Genomic DNA, 14,839 nt, shown 5'->3' with positions numbered 1-14,839 from the left:
GCGCGCCTGCCCTGAGCCGGCCTGATCTGAGCCGGTCCGCCCTGAGCGGCGCGGCGCCTCAGATCCTGCCGTCCCAGTCCACCGGCACCACGGAGCCGCGGTAGCGGATCCCGTCCACGCGGATCGGCCCGGCGAGCGCGGGTGAGAGCGGCGCGACGACCAGGGTGTCGCCTCCGGGAGCGAGCCCCAGCGCCGCCGACAGCACGGCGACGGAGGCGGCCGCCGACCAGGCCTGCGGTCGGCAGGCCGCCGGGTACGGCACCGGCGCGTGCACCTCGGCGGCGGGGTCGCCCGAGTGCAGCTCGGGCATCCGGTAGCCGAAGCCCTCGGCCGCGGCGATCAGTCCGCGCGAGAGGGTCGTCGCCGCCGCCCCGAAGCCCTCCCGGGCGAGCCCGGTGACGGCGATCGCGGTGTCGTGGGCCCAGACGGAGCCGCCGTGGTACGACAGCGGCCAGTAGCCGCCCGAGCCGGTGTCCAGGGTGCGCAGGCCGAAGCCCGAGTCGAGCCCGGGGGAGACCAGCAGCTCGGCGACCCGGGCGGCGTGCTCGGGGGAGAGGATGCCGGTGCCGAGGAGGTGGCCGAGGTTGCTGGTGATCGTGTCGACCGGGCGCCCGGCCGCGTCGAGCGCGATCGCCGGGTAGCCGCCGTCGGCGTCGTCGATCCAGAACGCCTCCGCGAAGCGCGCCTTCAGCGTCGACGCCGCCTCGCGCCACTCCGAGCCGTCACGGCCGAGGTGCTCGAGCAGCGCCGCTCCGCCTGCCATGGCCTCGTGGGCGTAGGCCTGCACCTCGCAGAGCGCGATCGGACCCTCGGCGAGCGTGCCGTCGCGCCACTGGATCGAGTCGCCCGAGTCCTTCCAGCCCTGGTTGGCGAGCCCGTGCCCCGTGGTGTCGACGTACTCGAGGAACCCGTCGCCGTCGGAGTCGCCGTCGTCGCGGAGCCAGCGCAGCGCCGCCTCCAGAGCGGGCAGCAGCTCCTCGACCTCGTCGTCCGGGAGCCCCCAGCGCCAGGCGTCGTGGAGGAGGCAGACCCAGAGCGCGGTGGCGTCGACCGTGCCGAAGTAGAGCGGGGGCAGCGAGACGCCCTCGCCGGGGATCTCGAGGGTCGTGGCGCGCAGCTCGTGCATGATCCTGCCCGGCTGCTCGGCGGTGTCCGCGACGTGGCGGGTGCCCTGCAGGCCGGCCAGGACGCGGAGGGTGGAGGCGGCGATCCCGGTCCCGAGGGGGAGGAGCATCCGCGCCGCCCAGATCGAGTCGCGCCCGAAGAGGGTGAAGAACCACGGCGCTCCCGCGGCGAGGAAGGGCTCGCCGGGGCGCTCCACGGTGACCATGCGCAGGGCGTCGAGGTCGTCGAGCGCGGCGCGGCACCAGGAGGCGAGGCGGGAGTCGCCGGTCTCGAGCGCGGTCCCCGCCCATTCGGCCGGTCCGGACGCGGCGGCGACCACGGCGGAGGCGTCCTCCGCGGCGACGCTCCACACGACCTCGACGCTCCCGCGGGCCGGGACCACGACGCTCCAGGTGAGCACCGTGCCCGAGATCGAGGCGCCGGGCGCGCGCAGCTCGGCGCGGACCGGGCCGTGGGTCCAGTCGAGGCCGCCGTCCACCAGAGCGGTCGCGAAGGAGGGCTCGTCGCGGAGCCCCGCCTTCACCACGTGCACGAGCGAGAAGTCGGGGTCGAGGGTCAGCTCGACGGTGGTCGCGACCTCGTCGGGCAGCGCCGACTCGAGGCGGATGCTCTCGCGGACGCCGCCGGCGGAGACCTCCCGCGAGCGGACCACGCGGATCCGCGGGTCCGCGGCGGCGTCGTCGAGATGGCGGGCGAGCGCGGTGAAGCGGGCGGAGGAGGCGCCGTCGCGGCCGGTCGCGATCGCCTCGAGCGCCGCGCCGCCCACCCGGAGGGAGGCGCCCGCGAGCACGCGCACGTCGCCGAGGTAGAGCCCGTGCACGGGGCGGGAGCCGACCTCGCCCGCCTCGTCCGACCACAGCTGCACGGGTGCGCGGAGCAGGACGAGGGAGTCGTGGAGGAGGGGCTGGCGGGGCGGGGTCTGTCGGTCGTCGCGCTCGGTCGTCACGGTCGACTCCTCACTGGATCGTCGGTGCTGGGGGCGTGCCGCCGATCGTCCTCCGCCGGCCCCGGAGGTGCCGGAGCGTGGCGGACGGTTGACAGCGGCGTCGTCGGAGGTAACCTTACCGAAGGATTTGATCGATCAAACCGGTGGATCCCGCCGGATTGGAACGATCAAGAGCACGTCGAGGAGGACGCATGGCACTGCCGACCGTCGAGGACGTCGCCCGTGCCGCCGGCGTCTCGCGCCAGACCGTGTCGAACGTGCTCAACAGCCCGCACATCGTCCGCGACAGCACCCGCGAGCGCGTCGAGAAGGCGATCGGCGACCTCAACTACCGGCCGCACGCCTCGGCCCGCCGCCTCCGCACCCGCAAGTCCGGCACCATCGGCGTCCGGATGGACCGCGTGCTCGACGGCATCTCCGGCAGCCTGCTCGACCGCTTCCTCCACGCCGTCACCGAGCAGGCCGACGCGCGCGGCATGCGCATCCTCCTCTACACGGCGAAGAGCCCGGAGGAGGAGATCGAGCGGATCGGGCGCCTCCGCGACGGCGCCGACGTCGACGCCTTCGTGCTCACCTCCACCTTCTACGGCGACCCCCGGACCGCCTGGCTGATCGAGCAGGCCGTGCCCTTCGTCACCTTCGGCCGTCCCTGGGGCGTCGACGACCGCAACGACCCGCAGCACCTCTGGGTCGACGTCGACGGCGCCGCCGGGCTCGCCCAGGCCACGGCGCACCTCGCCGACAGCGGCTGCTCCCGCATCGGCTTCCTCGGCTGGCCGAGCGGATCCGCGACCGGCGACGACCGCCGCAGCGGCTGGGAGCGGGTGCACCGCGAGCGGTTCCGCGACGCGCCACTGCTCGCCGCCTCCTCCGAGGACGACGTCCAGCAGGCCCGGATCGCGGCCATCGAGTTCCTCCGCTCGACCCCGGAGCTCGACGGGCTGGTCTGCGTCTCCGACTCGCTCGCGCTCGGCGCCTCGATGGCAGCCGTGGCCGTCGGCCGGCCCTCCCTCCCGATCGTCGGCTTCGACAACACCCCCGTCGCCGCGGCCGTCGGCCTGCCGAGCATCGAGCAGGACCTCGACGCGGTGGCCGCGGGCGCGCTCGAGCTCCTGCTGGGCGAGCGCGGCGACGACGTCGTCCACCGCTCGCTCGCGCCGGGCGAGGCCCACCGCCTGATCGAGCCCCACCTCGTGCTCCGAACACCCCTCCACCACCCCGCCGACTGAGGCGCCGTCACTCCGACCGGCGCCCCTCCCCACGAAAGGCCAGACCATGACCCCCACCCACCGCGCGGCACGCTGGGGTGCCGCGATCCTCGCCGGAGGCCTGCTGCTCCCGCTCGCCGCCTGCTCGAGCGGCTCCGACTCCGGTGACGCGGGCGGCGACTCCGCCCTCACCGTGATGATCGGCTCGTCCGGCGACGCCGAGACGACCGCCGTCACCGACGCCGTGAACGCCTGGGGCGAGCAGAACAGCACGACGGTCGACGTGGTCGCCGCCAGCGACCTGACGCAGCAGCTCGGCCAGGGCTTCTCCGGCGGCAACCCGCCCGACCTCTTCTACATGAGCTGGGACCAGTTCCAGACCTACGCGAGCAACCGCTACCTGGAGCCGTACGCCCAGGACGCCGGGGACGCCGACGCCTTCTACCCGGCGCTGCGCGACGCGTTCAGCTACGACGACCGGTTCTACTGCGAGCCCAAGGACTTCTCCACGCTCGGCCTCGTGATCAACACGGACCTCTGGGCGGCGGCCGGCCTCACCGACGCGGACGTTCCCACCGACTGGGCCTCGCTCGAGTCGGCGGCGACGAAGCTGACCGCGAACGGAGTGACCGGGCTCTCCTTCGGCGCCGAGTACGCGCGCATCGGCACCTTCATGAACCAGGCCGGCGGATCGCTCCTCTCGGAGGACGGCACCACCGTCACCGCGGACACCCCCGAGAACGTCGCGGGCCTGACCGAGGTGAAGACGCTGCTCACCGACGGCGTGCTGAAGTTCCCGGCCGCGCTCGACTCCGGCTGGTCCGGCGAGGCGTTCGGCAAGGGCGCGGCGGCGATGGTCATCGAGGGCCCGTGGATCAACGGAGCGCTCGCGGCCGACTACCCCGACGTGAACTACCGCGTCGCCGAGCTCCCCGCCGGCCCCGGCGGGAAGTCGACCTTCACCTTCAGCAACTGCTGGGGCATCCCCGTCGGCAGCGCCACGGCCGAGAAGACGGAGTCGCTCGTGTCGGCCCTGACCTCGGACGAGCAGCAGCTCGCCTTCTCGGACGCCTTCGGAGTCATCCCCTCCACCGAGACCGGAGCCGCCGAGTACGCGACGAAGTACCCCGAGAACGCCGCCTTCGTCTCCGGCAACGACTACGCGGTGAGCCCCGTGGCCTTCGCCGGCGCGGCGACCGTCATCACCGACTTCAACTCGGCGCTCGAGGGCCTCGCGACCGGCGACCCGGAGTCGATCCTCGGCGACCTGCAGACCAACCTGCAGGACGCGCTCGACACCGCGAACGCGAAGTAGCCCGGCCGGGAGGCGGCGGACCCGACCGCCGCCTCCCCGTGCCCGACCGGCACGCCCCACCCCGCGCACGTGAGTCGAAGGAGACGCATCGATGAGCACCACCGCCGCCCCCCGGAGCCGCCGCTCCGGCATCCGCGGGCACGAGGCCCGCTACGGCTGGCTCTTCACCCTCCCGGCGATCGTCGTGATCGGCGTGTTCCTCGTCGTCCCGATCGGCCTCGCCCTCTGGGTCAGCGTCAGCAACTGGAACGGGCTCGGCTCGCCCCTCGGGCCGACCGCGCAGTTCGTCGGAGCCGACAACTACCGCGCGGTGCTCACCGACTCCGGCCTGGCGCAGAAGGACTTCGGCACCGCGATCCGCAACAACGTCTACTACGTGCTGCTCGTGGTGCCGCTGCAGACCGCGCTGGCGCTCTTCCTCGCCGTGCAGGTGAACCGGCGGATCCTGCGGGGCCGGGGCTTCTTCCGCACCGCCTTCTACTTCCCCTCCGTCACCTCCTCGATCGCGATCACCGTGATCTTCCTGTTCCTCTTCTCCGCCTCGGGCGTCGTCAACGCGGTGCTCGGCTGGTTCGGCGCCGACGGGCCGACCTGGATGGCCGACCCGACCGGTGTCCTGCACTCGCTCCTGGGCGCCGTCGGCGTCGACGGCTCCGGGCCGCTGGCCGCGGGCGCCCCGCTCGGCCTCACCTGGTGGGACTGGCTGTCCGGCCCGTCCGTCGCGATGTGCGTGCTGATCACGATGGCGATCTTCACCACCTCGGGCACGTTCATGCTGCTGTTCCTCGCGGCGCTGCAGAACATCGGCGCCGAGATCGACGAGGCGGCGCTCATGGACGGCGCCGGCCCGCTCCGGAAGTTCTTCTCGGTCACTCTGCCGATGCTCAAGCCCACGCTCTTCACCGTGCTGACCCTCGGACTGATCGGCACCTGGCAGGTGTTCGACCAGATCTACCTCACCGGAGGAGGGGCGCCGGGCAAGACGCTGCTCACCCCGGCGTACCTCGCCTACGAGTCCTCGTTCACGGATCTCCGCTGGGGTCAGGGCGCCGCGATCGCCTTCATCCTCTTCTTCATCATCGTCGTGCTGACGCTCCTGCAGCGGGCGCTCCTCCGCGAGAAGGGGGAGCCGCGCCGGCGCCCCCGCCGCGCCGCCCGCGCCGACGCCGCGACGACCCTCACCACGGGAGGCATCCGATGAGCACGCTGACCGAGCCCGGCACCCGCGCCCCCGAGAGCCCCGAGCCCGCCGCACCGGTGCCGCACCGCCGCATCCGCCTCGGCGCCCGCGGCCGCGCGTCGCTGATCGGCGGCTACCTGCTGCTGATCGCGCTGGCGCTGGTGTACATCTACCCTTTCCTGATCTCGGTCGCGTCGTCGTTCAAGTCGGACGCCGACGCCACCGCGAACCCGCTGTCGCTGCTGCCCGCGACCTGGTCGTTCGCCTCCTACGAGCGGCTGTTCACCGACGTCCCGCTGCCGCTGTGGACGCTCAACTCGGTGATCGTCACCGTGTTCGTCACCGTCGGCCGGGTCTTCTTCGACTCGCTGGCCGGCTACGCGCTGTCGCGGCTGCGCTTCCGCGGACGGGGCCTGCTGTTCGCGCTGTTCATCGGAGTGATGAGCGTGCCCGCGGTGGTGCTGCTGATCCCGCGGTTCCTGATCCTCAAACAGCTCGGCCTCTACGACAGCTACGCGGGGATGATCGTCCCGCTGATCGTGGACGCGGCGGGGATCTTCATCATGAAGCAGTTCTTCGACTCGATCCCGCTCTCCATCGAGGAGGCCGCGCGGATCGACGGGGCCGGAGTGTTCCGGACCTTCCGCTCGATCGTGGTGCCGATGGCGCGTCCGGCGATCGTGACGCTGTTCATCCTGTCGTTCCAGGGCTCGTGGAACGAGTTCTCGCACTTCGTGGTGTCTCGGCAGTCGCCGGAGCTCAACACGCTGACGACCGGAGTCGCGTCGCTCGTGTCGGGGCAGCTGGGCACCGGCAACCAGTACCCGCTGCAGCTCGCGGCCGCGGTGCTGATGTCGATCCCGGTGGCCGTCCTGTTCTTCGTCTTCCAGCGGCGGATCATGAACACGACCGAGGGCGCGGAGAAGGGCTGACGCGGGGGCTCCGGCTCCTGCTGAGCGAGCATCACGCGTGGGTGACCGGTTCCTGCTGATCGAGCAGCGCACAGGGCGCGTATCGAGATCCGTGTCCGTGCGACGGGTCTCGATACGCCCCTGCGGGGCTGCTCGACCAGCATGCGGGAGTGCCGCCGCTACTCCGCGAGGAACTCCAGGACGACGCGGTTCCACTCCTCCGGGTGGCTCACGGTCACTCCGTGCGGGGCGCCGTGGACGACGTGCAGCTCGGAGCCGGGGATCGCCGCGTGGGTGCGGGCGCCGGAGCCCTCGAACGGAACCGTGCCGTCGCCGTCGCCGTGGATGACGAGCGCGGGCACCGACACGTTGGGCAGGTCCTCGCGGAAGTCGGTGGTCGCGAACGCCGTCATGCAGGCGAGGGCGGCGTGCTTGGCCGACTGCTTCGCCAGAGCGATCGCCTCCTGGCGCTGCTCCTCCGTCACCTTCAGCACGCCGTCGACCGAGAAGAAGTCGGTGGTGAACCGGTCGTAGAAGTCGTCTTCGCTCTTCGTGAGGCCCGCGGTCATCTGCGCGGCCTGCGCCTTCTCGAGCGGGCCGTCCGGGTTGTCGTCCGTCTTCATCAGGTACGGCGGGACGGCCGAGGCGAAGACGACGCTGTGCAGGCGATCGGCGCCGTACTTCGTGAAGTAGCGGGCGACCTCGCCGCCGCCCATCGAGAAGCCGACCAGGGTGACGTCCTGCAGGTCGAGCTCGGTGAGGAGGGTGTGCAGGTCCTCGGTGAGCGTGTCGTAGCTGTAGCCGGTGAGCGGCTTGTCGCTGCGCCCGAAGCCGCGGCGGTCGTAGGTGACGACGCGGTAGCCGGCCTCGGCGAACGCGGGGACCTGCTCCTTCCACGACTCGCCCGAGAGGGGCCAGCCGTGGATGAGGACCACGGGGCGGCCCGATCCGCCGGTGTCGTCGACGTGCAGGTCCGTGTCCTTGAAGAGTCCGTGGTGGGCGGTGATCTCGGCCATGGCGAGTGCTCCTTCCGGCGCCGACGATCGGCGTCACTCGATGTTCGAGGACGTCCCTGCGAGCGGATGGCCGGGGCGGGGAGGGTTGACAGCTCCCGTCACTCCGCGACGACGGCCGCGGCGAGGCCCCGCAGCGCGGTGTGCAGCCCGGGGCTCATGGGCAGCCCGGCGTCGAGCACGGCGTTCGCGGCGGCGACCAGCACCGGTGCCGCGGGGGAGGAGACCACGGTGAGGCCGGCGGGCGGATCCGCGTCGCCCGAGGGCCGCACGACCAGGACGAGCCGGGAGCTGGGAGCGCTCGTGCTGATCGTCGCTCCCGATCGGGCGGGCAGCACCGCGAGGGTGCCGCGGCCGACGAACTCGCGCTCCTCCCGGCTGGCGACGGTGAACGCGCCCTCGAGCGGGAGCAGGAGCACCACCGACCCCGGGTCGGCGCGGGGGCTCGGGCGGAAGTCGATCGTGCCGGCCGTGTGCCAGATCCGGCGAAGGAGCACGCCCTCGGCGGCCGCTTCCTGCCCAGTGACGGCGAGGGCGGGGTCGGGCCCGGCCTCGGCGTGGCGGGCCCGCAGCCAGTGCCGGGCGGAGTCGCCGCGGAGGGGCATCGGGTGGATCAGCGGATCGGACACGGCGGCTCCCGAGGAACGCGGACCTGAATCGGCCGAGACAGTGAGGAACCATCATCCTAGGAGCGGCGGGAGGCGTCGTCCCCGGAGTGGCGCGTCCTCACATGCGGATGCCGCCCCGGCCGCGCTGAGCGCGACGCCGGAGCGGCATCCGAAGAGTGGTGCGGACTACTGGAATCCGCCGCCGCGGTCCTCCGGGTCCTCGATCGGGTCGGAGTCGGGAGCGTCGATCGAGTAGGTCACGTGGACCGCCTCGCCGACCTCCTTGGCGGAGACGGCGTTGTAGACGAGGTGCGTCTCCTGGCCGTCGACGGCGGCGTAGACGTCGACCTCCTTCTCGTAGCCCCCCTCGGTGCTGACGCGGTTCTCGGTCTGGCCGTCGAACGGCCCACCCTGGAAGAAGGCGAGGTAGCTCTCGCCCTCGGCGAGTGCGCGGATGTCGTTGCTCATGCCCCCAGGTCTACCACTCGGCGCCTCCCCGCCGCTCGGCCTTGCGCTCGGCGGGCGGAGGAGGGCCGGGGCGGCGGCGGCCTTGCCTCGAGGCGGCGGCACTGCTCGACGGGATCTCTCCGCACGCGCCGTCAGGGCACGAGCCGCTGCGTGATCGAGGCCGTCGGCCCGCTCAGCGCGATCTCGGCGAGCGCGCCGTTGACCAGGGGCATCTGCGGCGGCTGGTGCCCGGTGTCGACGTCGAGGATCACCGGCACGCCGAGATCGCCGAGAGCGCGCCGCACCGCGTCCTCCTGGCTCAGCTCCGGCAGGGACGCGCCCGCGGTCCGGCCGATCAGGACGCCGGTCGCCTGCTCGAACCAGCCCGCGAGGCGGAGGGAGGTGAGCATCCGGAGCACCGAGACGGAGTCGGACCCGGCCGCCTCCAGATAGACGACGGTGCCCTCCGGCGCGTGCCGGCGAGCGAAGCCCGGAATGTCGCCGTAGGGCGTGCCCGCGAGCAGGGACACCGTCTCGAGGCATCCGCCGATCAAGCGGCCGGACATCGCCGCGTCCGCTGCCCCGTCGAGCGAGCGCCAGCGGGTCGGCTCCTCGTAGGCCCGATCGCGGTCGAGCGGCTCGTCCGCCCACGCACCCCACGGACGGCTCCGGCGTCGCGGCGCGGCGTGCTGCGTGAACGCGGCCCCGGGCTCGAGGCCGGCGACCTCCGTCCAGCGGTGGAACCCGACCGGCAGCTCCCACGGCTCGTCCATCAGATTGGCGCCGTGGATCGTCGCGAGCCCGGTCGTCGTCGTCAGGGGCAGGAGCAGCGTCGAGACGTCCGACCAGCCGACGAACCAGGGCCGGGCCTCCGCGAGGGCGTGCCAGTCGAGCCTCTCCAGCAGCTCGACGGCGAGCTCGCCGCCCCATGGAGGAAGGACCGCGTCCCCGCTCCGGAAGGCGTCGTGCAGGTCGGCGGCCCGATCCGCGGCGGACGCCGGAACGAGTCCGCCGAGGAGGGCGTGCGGCCGGACCCGGACGTCGTATCCCGCCGAGCCGAGTCGGCGCGCGGCGTCCTGCAGCCGGTCGTGCAGGTACGCGGGGACTCCCATCGAGGGCGCGGGCACCTCCACCCGGCCTCCGACGCGGAGGGGTGCGGGGTACGTGATGCTCGCCATCCGACGACGCTAATGCCCCTCGCGGCGACCGGCTTCGGATGCCCGGTCCGGCGAGTACCTCCGCGCCCTTCCTGCCCCGACTCGCGGGCGGCCGCTGAGCGCGATCGCGAGAGGGGTCGGCGCGAGTGCCGCGCCGCCCACCAACCCACTCGTGCGCAGCGCCGCCCGCCGGGAAGAAAGATGGGGCCAGGAGGCGCACCGGAACGTGACGTCCCGGTCTCGCGCAGGCGTCTCGGCTCCGCTGCTGCCTGCGGCGATCAGCGCCACGCGGCGCCTTCAGCTCGTGAGGCGGCCGATCTCATCGTCGGAGAGGAGGCGGTCGGAGAAGAGCACGATGCGAGCCGCGGGGTCGGGGCTGTGCGCGTCGGGGCCCTCCCACCTCCGGTCGAGACCGAGTCGAGCGACCGTGCGGTGCGATCGCTCGTTGTGTTCCGCGACGACCGCGGTCACGGGGAGCTCGGGTCGGAGCCGCCGCGCCCGCGCGATGCCTGCGGAGGCGACCTCCTGGGCGTACCCCCTGCCCCAGTGGTCCGGATGGACGGTGAACGCGACGTTCCAGGCCGTGTCGGCGAGGAGGGTGCAGCCGCCGATCCCGATCGCACCGTCCGCGCCGCCCTCGGGACTCCGCAGCCGGACGACCCAGCTGCTGAGGTCGTCCCGTTCCCACTGCGCCGTCCGGTGGGCGAGCACCGCCCGGGTCTGCTCGACGGAGCCGTGTCGGAGGAGGGGGTCGCCCGCCGCGATCCGCTCGTCGGAGTACAGCCGCCACAGCTCGTCCAGATCGCTCTCGGCGGGACGGAACAGCCGGAGCCGCTCGGTCGTCTCGTCGGGGCGATCACCGGCGCCGATGCTGCTGCCGCTCGTTCGAGGCGGGACTCGGGGCCATCGGGGCGGTCGCCGAGGAGTGAGGCGAGCGCGGTGACCGCGCCTGGACGTCCACCCGCTCAGCCCGTGATCAGGCCGGTGAGGCGGTCGGCGGCGGCTCCGACGGTCGAGACCGCATTGACCGTGACGAGGCAGGCGATTCCCCAGAACCAGGTGCGACCGGGTGCCCCGGCGCTGCGCCGCTCGAAGGCGAGCCACCAGGCGCCGATCACCGAGACGCACGCCGCGACCACCGAGCCGAGCGCCATGCGGACGTACTCCTCGGGACCGGGGGAGGACCAGGCCGTGGTCGCGAGGACGATGAGCAGCGGGACCACGATCATGCCCAGCGCGCCGAGCAGCACCGCGTGGAGGTGACTGCGGGGAGGGGCCCCGGCCGTCGTCGTCGCGGTCCGCGTCCGTGTCGTGTCCATGCCGCGTCCCCCGTCGCCGCGGTCCGGTCCGCGCTGCCCCGACGCTATCCGCTCGCCGTCCCGCCGTCACCCAGCACCTCGAAGTGGGCCGCGTGCCCGGGTGGGGTCAGCACCGCGCCGCCCCGGCCGAACGCCGAGAACGTAGGATGTCCGGGATGACGATCGGACGCCGCCTCTTCCTCTCGGGAGCCGCCACGGGAGTCGGGCTCCTGGCCCTCGCGGGCTGCACGCCGTCGCGTCCGACGCCGACCCGCTCGGTCACGAAGGCCCCCGTGCCCACGCCGAGCACCACCGCCGTCCCCGCGCCGGCCGCCTTCGTGCGCTCCGCCTGGGCCGAGGATCCGTACGCGCTCGGCTCCGTCTCGTACCTGCCCGTCGGCGCGACACCGCAGCACCGCACCGACCTGGGCACCGCGGTCCTCGACCGCGTCTTCCTCGCGGGCGAGGCCACCGACACGGAGGCACCCGGCACGCTCCAGGGCGCCTGGAGCTCCGGGGTCCGCGCGGCCGCCGAGATCAGCGCCGTCGCCGACGAGGGCGAGCGGATCGCGATCGTCGGGGCCGGTCTCGCCGGAGCGGTCGCCGCGCGGCGCCTGTCCGACGCGGGCTTCGACGTCACCGTGGTCGAGGCGCGCGAGCGCACCGGCGGCCGCATCGCCACCGCGACTCCGGACGGCTGGCCGATCGGCGTCGAGACCGGAGCCTGGGCGCTCACCGGCGCGGGAGCCGCCCTGCGCGAGAGCATCGCGGACGCGGGCGTCGTCACGACCGCGGTCGACCTCGCCGACGTCCGCTCGAGCGACGCCGACGGCGCGGCCCTCGACACCGGCACCACGGGCGCTGACGCCCTGACCCGTGCTCTCGAGTGGGGAGCGGAGCAGCCGGAGGACCTGGCGCTCGCCGAGTCGTTCGCCGGCTCCGGAGCGCCCGACCCCGCCGAGGCCGAGCCGGGCTCCGGCGACGGCGACGCCGCCCGCGTGGCGGCGCACCTCGCCGGGACGACCGCACTGCGCACCGGCGCCGCTCCCGAGGAGCTCTCCTCCTGGTTCGGACTGGGCGACGCCTCCGCCGCCACGACCGCGGAGGAGCTGAGCGACGACTCCGGCGACGCGCTGCTGACCGACGGGCTCGCGCCCCTGGTCGACACCTTGCTCGCTGACGTCGAGGTCTCGCTGCGCGCCGTGGTGAGCGGCATCGGCTACACGGAGACCGGCGTCAGCATCCGCCTGGGCACCGGCGAGTCGTTCACAGCCGACCGGGTGCTGGTCACCGTGCCGATCGGGGTGCTCCAGACGGACGCTATCGCCTTCGACCCGCCGCTCCCGTTCGCGCAGCGCGCGGCCGTCGCGGCCCTCGGCTCCGGTGTCGTCGAGACGCTGTGGCTGCGCTTCGACGAGGCGTTCTGGGAGGCCGACGCCCCCGCGCGCTGGTCGCTCGTCGGCTCCGAGGCGGGCATCACCGAGTGGCTCAATCTTCAGCCGTCGACCGGCGAGGCGGTGCTCGTCGGGCTGGTCGGAGCGGATCAGGCCCTCTCGCTGCAGGACCTCAGCGACGACGAGCTGGTCACCCTCGCGCAGACGGCGCTCGAGCCGTTCGCCGTCGTCCCCGGCTGACGAGCTCGCGGAGCCGCGCCAGCGGCCCCCGCCACTCCGACGCGTGCGCCGCCCCGAGCGGCCGCACCCGGCTGAGCGCGAGGACGAACGCCGCGATGCCGGAGATCAGGCTCAGCACGATCACGTCGTAGAGCACGAACATCACGGGGCCGTCGACCTGGCCGGGGTCGAGGAAGAAGTACGGGTACCAGCCGATGAGGGCCCCGCGGACCAGGGTGATGACGCCCCAGACGATCGGGAAGCCGAGCGCGGTCAGCGCCCCGCGCCAGGCGACCGGGCGGCGGCCGGGTCCGAGGATCCAGTCGAGGATCGCGAGCGTCGGGATCACGAAGTGCAGGAGCGCGCTCGACCAGGGCACGTCGACCCGCACGCCGCGGTTGTTGGCCTCGACCGCGATCAGCCCGAAGACGATCCCCGACACGACCATGTAGGTGAGCACGAGCGCCCGCACCGTGCTGAGCCAGCGCGGCTCCCGCTCGCGCGCGAGGGCGACCAGGCCGGACAGGCCCAGCACCACGACCCCGGCCATGTTCGACTGCGTCGTGAAGTAGGCGAAGAAGTTGTCGATCTGGAACGCGCGGAAGCCCAGGGTGTAGAAGAAGTCGCCGACGAGTCCGACCGCGCCCAGCCCGGCGAGGGCCAGGCGGAGGATCGCGAACGCCTTCCGCACACCCGCTCCGATCCGTCGCCGCTGGGCCCGGAGGGCCGGACTTCCGGACGATTCTACGGTCGCCGCGCTCGGAGCTCCCCGAGCGCGCGGCTCCGCCGGACGGGGGAGGCGGGCCCCGCGGAGGCGATCTAGCGTGAGGGATGGCGCGCGCACAGCACGGGAAGGGTTCGGGTCGGATGTCGTCGGAGGAGGCGTCCCGGCGCTGGAACGCGGTCACGGGTCCGCTGTTCCTCGCGGCGGGAGCGGTCTTCGCGGTCCTCGGGAATCCGGTCTGGCCGGTGTTCCTGGTCCTGGGGATCACGTTCCTCGGGCTGACCGCCGGCCCCGGGAGGCCGACGAGCCGGAGCGGAGCGCAGGAGCCGGACCGCGATCGGTGACGCGCGCTTCGCGACGCGGACACTCGCCGGTCGCGTCGCCGGGATAGCGTGCGTGTCATGCCCTTCACGCCGAGCCACGCCGTCGTCGCGCTCGCGTTCTCGAACGGCCGGATCCCCGCCGCGGCCGTGGCCATCGGCGCGATGGTCCCGGACATCGGCATGTACCTCCCGATCGCCGTCGCCCGCGAGTCCACCCACTCCCTCCTCGGCGTCGTCACCGTCGACCTGCTGCTCGGGATGCTCGGCCTCGCGCTGTGGAGCGCGGTCGTCGCTCCGGCCTGGCGCGACCTCGCGCCCGCGCTGGTCCGCTCGCGCCTGCGTCCCCGGCGCTCGCCGCCCCGCGGGGCCGCCGCATGGATCCGCGTGCTCGTCTTCGCGGCCGCCGGCATCGCGATCGGAGCCGCCAGCCACGTGATGTGGGACGGCTTCACCCACCGGGGCGGCCTCTTCGTCTCGGCGATCCCGCTGCTGCAGAAGGAGCTCGGGCCCTTCCCCGGCTTCCGGTGGGCGCAGTACGCGAGCGGTGTGCTCGGGCTGCTCGGGCTCGGGATCGGCGCGGTGGTCTGGTACGTCGGTCGCCGTCCCCGGAAGCTCCGCTCCGACGGCCGGCAGCCGGTGCGCATCGCGGCCGCGGCCGTGGTGCTCGCGGCCGCGGTGGTTCCCGCCGGGATCGTGCTGGCGGGGGCGGGCATCGATCCGCTCGACGCCGCCTACCGGGCGCACGTGGTGCGGGCGGCGATCCTGCTCGTGGGAGGCGGTGCGGCGGCCGCGGTCGCCGTCGCGGCGGTCTGGTGGCTCACCGGCCGAGGGGTGCGCGGGGCCGTCGTCTGAGACGACGGAGGGCGAGCCTGTCGTCTGAAGGGAGCACGGGCATCCGTCGCGAGGAGGATGCGCCGGTGCATAGCCCACCGATAGCGTCGGACACGGCCCGTTGGGGCGGGCCGCCTTCG

15 protein-coding genes are annotated in these 14,839 nt (G+C 73.6%); 7 read left to right on the top strand and 8 right to left on the bottom strand.

Annotation, left to right across the window (positions count from 1 at the left end; translation table 11 throughout):
• Window positions 1-58 precede the first annotated feature (58 nt).
• Window positions 59-2,071, bottom strand: a complete 2,013-nt coding sequence (locus tag C5C71_RS08605) for a glycogen debranching N-terminal domain-containing protein (RefSeq protein ID WP_104337534.1) — start codon at window positions 2,069-2,071, stop codon at window positions 59-61.
• Between the two features lie 191 nt (window positions 2,072-2,262).
• On the opposite strand from C5C71_RS08605, the gene C5C71_RS08600 reads away from it, so the two are divergent.
• The 4 genes from C5C71_RS08600 (at window position 2,263) to C5C71_RS08585 (ending at window position 6,706) form a co-directional block, all read left to right on the top strand.
• Complete coding sequence (locus C5C71_RS08600) at window positions 2,263-3,300, top strand: LacI family DNA-binding transcriptional regulator (RefSeq protein WP_104247390.1); 1,038 nt, start codon at window positions 2,263-2,265, stop codon at window positions 3,298-3,300.
• 46 nt (window positions 3,301-3,346) lie between these two features.
• Window positions 3,347-4,594 carry an extracellular solute-binding protein gene (locus C5C71_RS08595; protein WP_104250796.1) on the top strand — a complete coding sequence of 416 codons (1,248 nt, stop codon included), beginning with the start codon at window positions 3,347-3,349 and terminating at the stop codon, window positions 4,592-4,594.
• A gap of 91 nt (window positions 4,595-4,685) precedes the next feature.
• Window positions 4,686-5,795 (top strand): carbohydrate ABC transporter permease, encoded by a 1,110-nt coding sequence (locus tag C5C71_RS08590; RefSeq protein ID WP_104238714.1) that lies wholly within the window; start codon window positions 4,686-4,688, stop codon window positions 5,793-5,795.
• The gene (locus C5C71_RS08585) at window positions 5,792-6,706 is read left to right on the top strand and encodes a carbohydrate ABC transporter permease (protein WP_104238713.1); all 915 of its coding nucleotides are present in this window, start codon (window positions 5,792-5,794) and stop codon (window positions 6,704-6,706) included. Before C5C71_RS08590 ends, C5C71_RS08585 begins: the two co-directional genes overlap by 4 nt.
• A 158-nt stretch (window positions 6,707-6,864) precedes the next feature.
• Here C5C71_RS08585 and C5C71_RS08580 read toward each other — a convergent pair whose 3' ends face one another.
• The 6 genes from C5C71_RS08580 to C5C71_RS17920 form a co-directional block, all read right to left on the bottom strand.
• Window positions 6,865-7,701, bottom strand: coding sequence for an alpha/beta fold hydrolase (locus C5C71_RS08580; protein ID WP_104319461.1), 837 nt, complete (start codon window positions 7,699-7,701; stop codon window positions 6,865-6,867).
• A gap of 98 nt (window positions 7,702-7,799) precedes the next feature.
• Window positions 7,800-8,327 (bottom strand): hypothetical protein, encoded by a 528-nt coding sequence (locus tag C5C71_RS08575; RefSeq protein ID WP_104223759.1) that lies wholly within the window; start codon window positions 8,325-8,327, stop codon window positions 7,800-7,802.
• A gap of 165 nt (window positions 8,328-8,492) precedes the next feature.
• Window positions 8,493-8,774 carry an oligoribonuclease gene (locus C5C71_RS08570; RefSeq protein ID WP_104319462.1) on the bottom strand — a complete coding sequence of 94 codons (282 nt, stop codon included), beginning with the start codon at window positions 8,772-8,774 and terminating at the stop codon, window positions 8,493-8,495.
• A 131-nt stretch (window positions 8,775-8,905) separates the two neighbouring features.
• The gene (locus C5C71_RS08565; protein WP_104319463.1) at window positions 8,906-9,931 is read right to left on the bottom strand and encodes a S66 peptidase family protein; all 1,026 of its coding nucleotides are present in this window, start codon (window positions 9,929-9,931) and stop codon (window positions 8,906-8,908) included.
• Between the two features lie 276 nt (window positions 9,932-10,207).
• Window positions 10,208-10,735: a GNAT family N-acetyltransferase gene (locus C5C71_RS08560; RefSeq protein WP_258068693.1), complete on the bottom strand. Its 528-nt coding sequence runs from the start codon at window positions 10,733-10,735 to the stop codon at window positions 10,208-10,210.
• Window positions 10,736-10,875: 140 nt separating this feature from the next.
• Window positions 10,876-11,229, bottom strand: coding sequence for a hypothetical protein (locus tag C5C71_RS17920; protein WP_258068690.1), 354 nt, complete (start codon window positions 11,227-11,229; stop codon window positions 10,876-10,878).
• Window positions 11,230-11,384: 155 nt separating this feature from the next.
• Here C5C71_RS17920 and C5C71_RS08555 point away from each other — a divergent pair, with 155 nt between their 5' ends.
• On the top strand, window positions 11,385-12,842 hold the full coding sequence (locus C5C71_RS08555; protein WP_181065675.1) for an NAD(P)/FAD-dependent oxidoreductase: 1,458 nt from the start codon (window positions 11,385-11,387) through the stop codon (window positions 12,840-12,842).
• Here C5C71_RS08555 and C5C71_RS08550 read toward each other — a convergent pair.
• Entirely contained in the window at window positions 12,793-13,512 is a 720-nt protein-coding gene (locus C5C71_RS08550) for a Pr6Pr family membrane protein (protein ID WP_104337531.1), read from the bottom strand. The genes C5C71_RS08555 and C5C71_RS08550 overlap by 50 nt on opposite strands.
• 176 nt (window positions 13,513-13,688) lie before the next feature.
• Here C5C71_RS08550 and C5C71_RS08545 point away from each other — a divergent pair, with 176 nt between their 5' ends.
• Both C5C71_RS08545 and C5C71_RS08540 read left to right on the top strand, forming a co-directional pair.
• Window positions 13,689-13,889 (top strand): hypothetical protein, encoded by a 201-nt coding sequence (locus C5C71_RS08545; RefSeq protein WP_104226824.1) that lies wholly within the window; start codon window positions 13,689-13,691, stop codon window positions 13,887-13,889.
• A gap of 57 nt (window positions 13,890-13,946) precedes the next feature.
• Window positions 13,947-14,720, top strand: a complete 774-nt coding sequence (locus C5C71_RS08540) for a DUF4184 family protein (protein ID WP_104337530.1) — start codon at window positions 13,947-13,949, stop codon at window positions 14,718-14,720.
• The last annotated feature ends 119 nt before the right edge of the window (window positions 14,721-14,839 follow it).

It is taken from the genome of Rathayibacter sp. AY1C1, from assembly GCF_002932105.1.
In the GTDB taxonomy this organism is placed as follows: Bacteria; Actinomycetota; Actinomycetes; order Actinomycetales; family Microbacteriaceae; genus Rathayibacter.
Note: the sequence above shows the minus strand (reverse complement) of the source record. Positions and strands in the feature narration are given on the sequence as shown.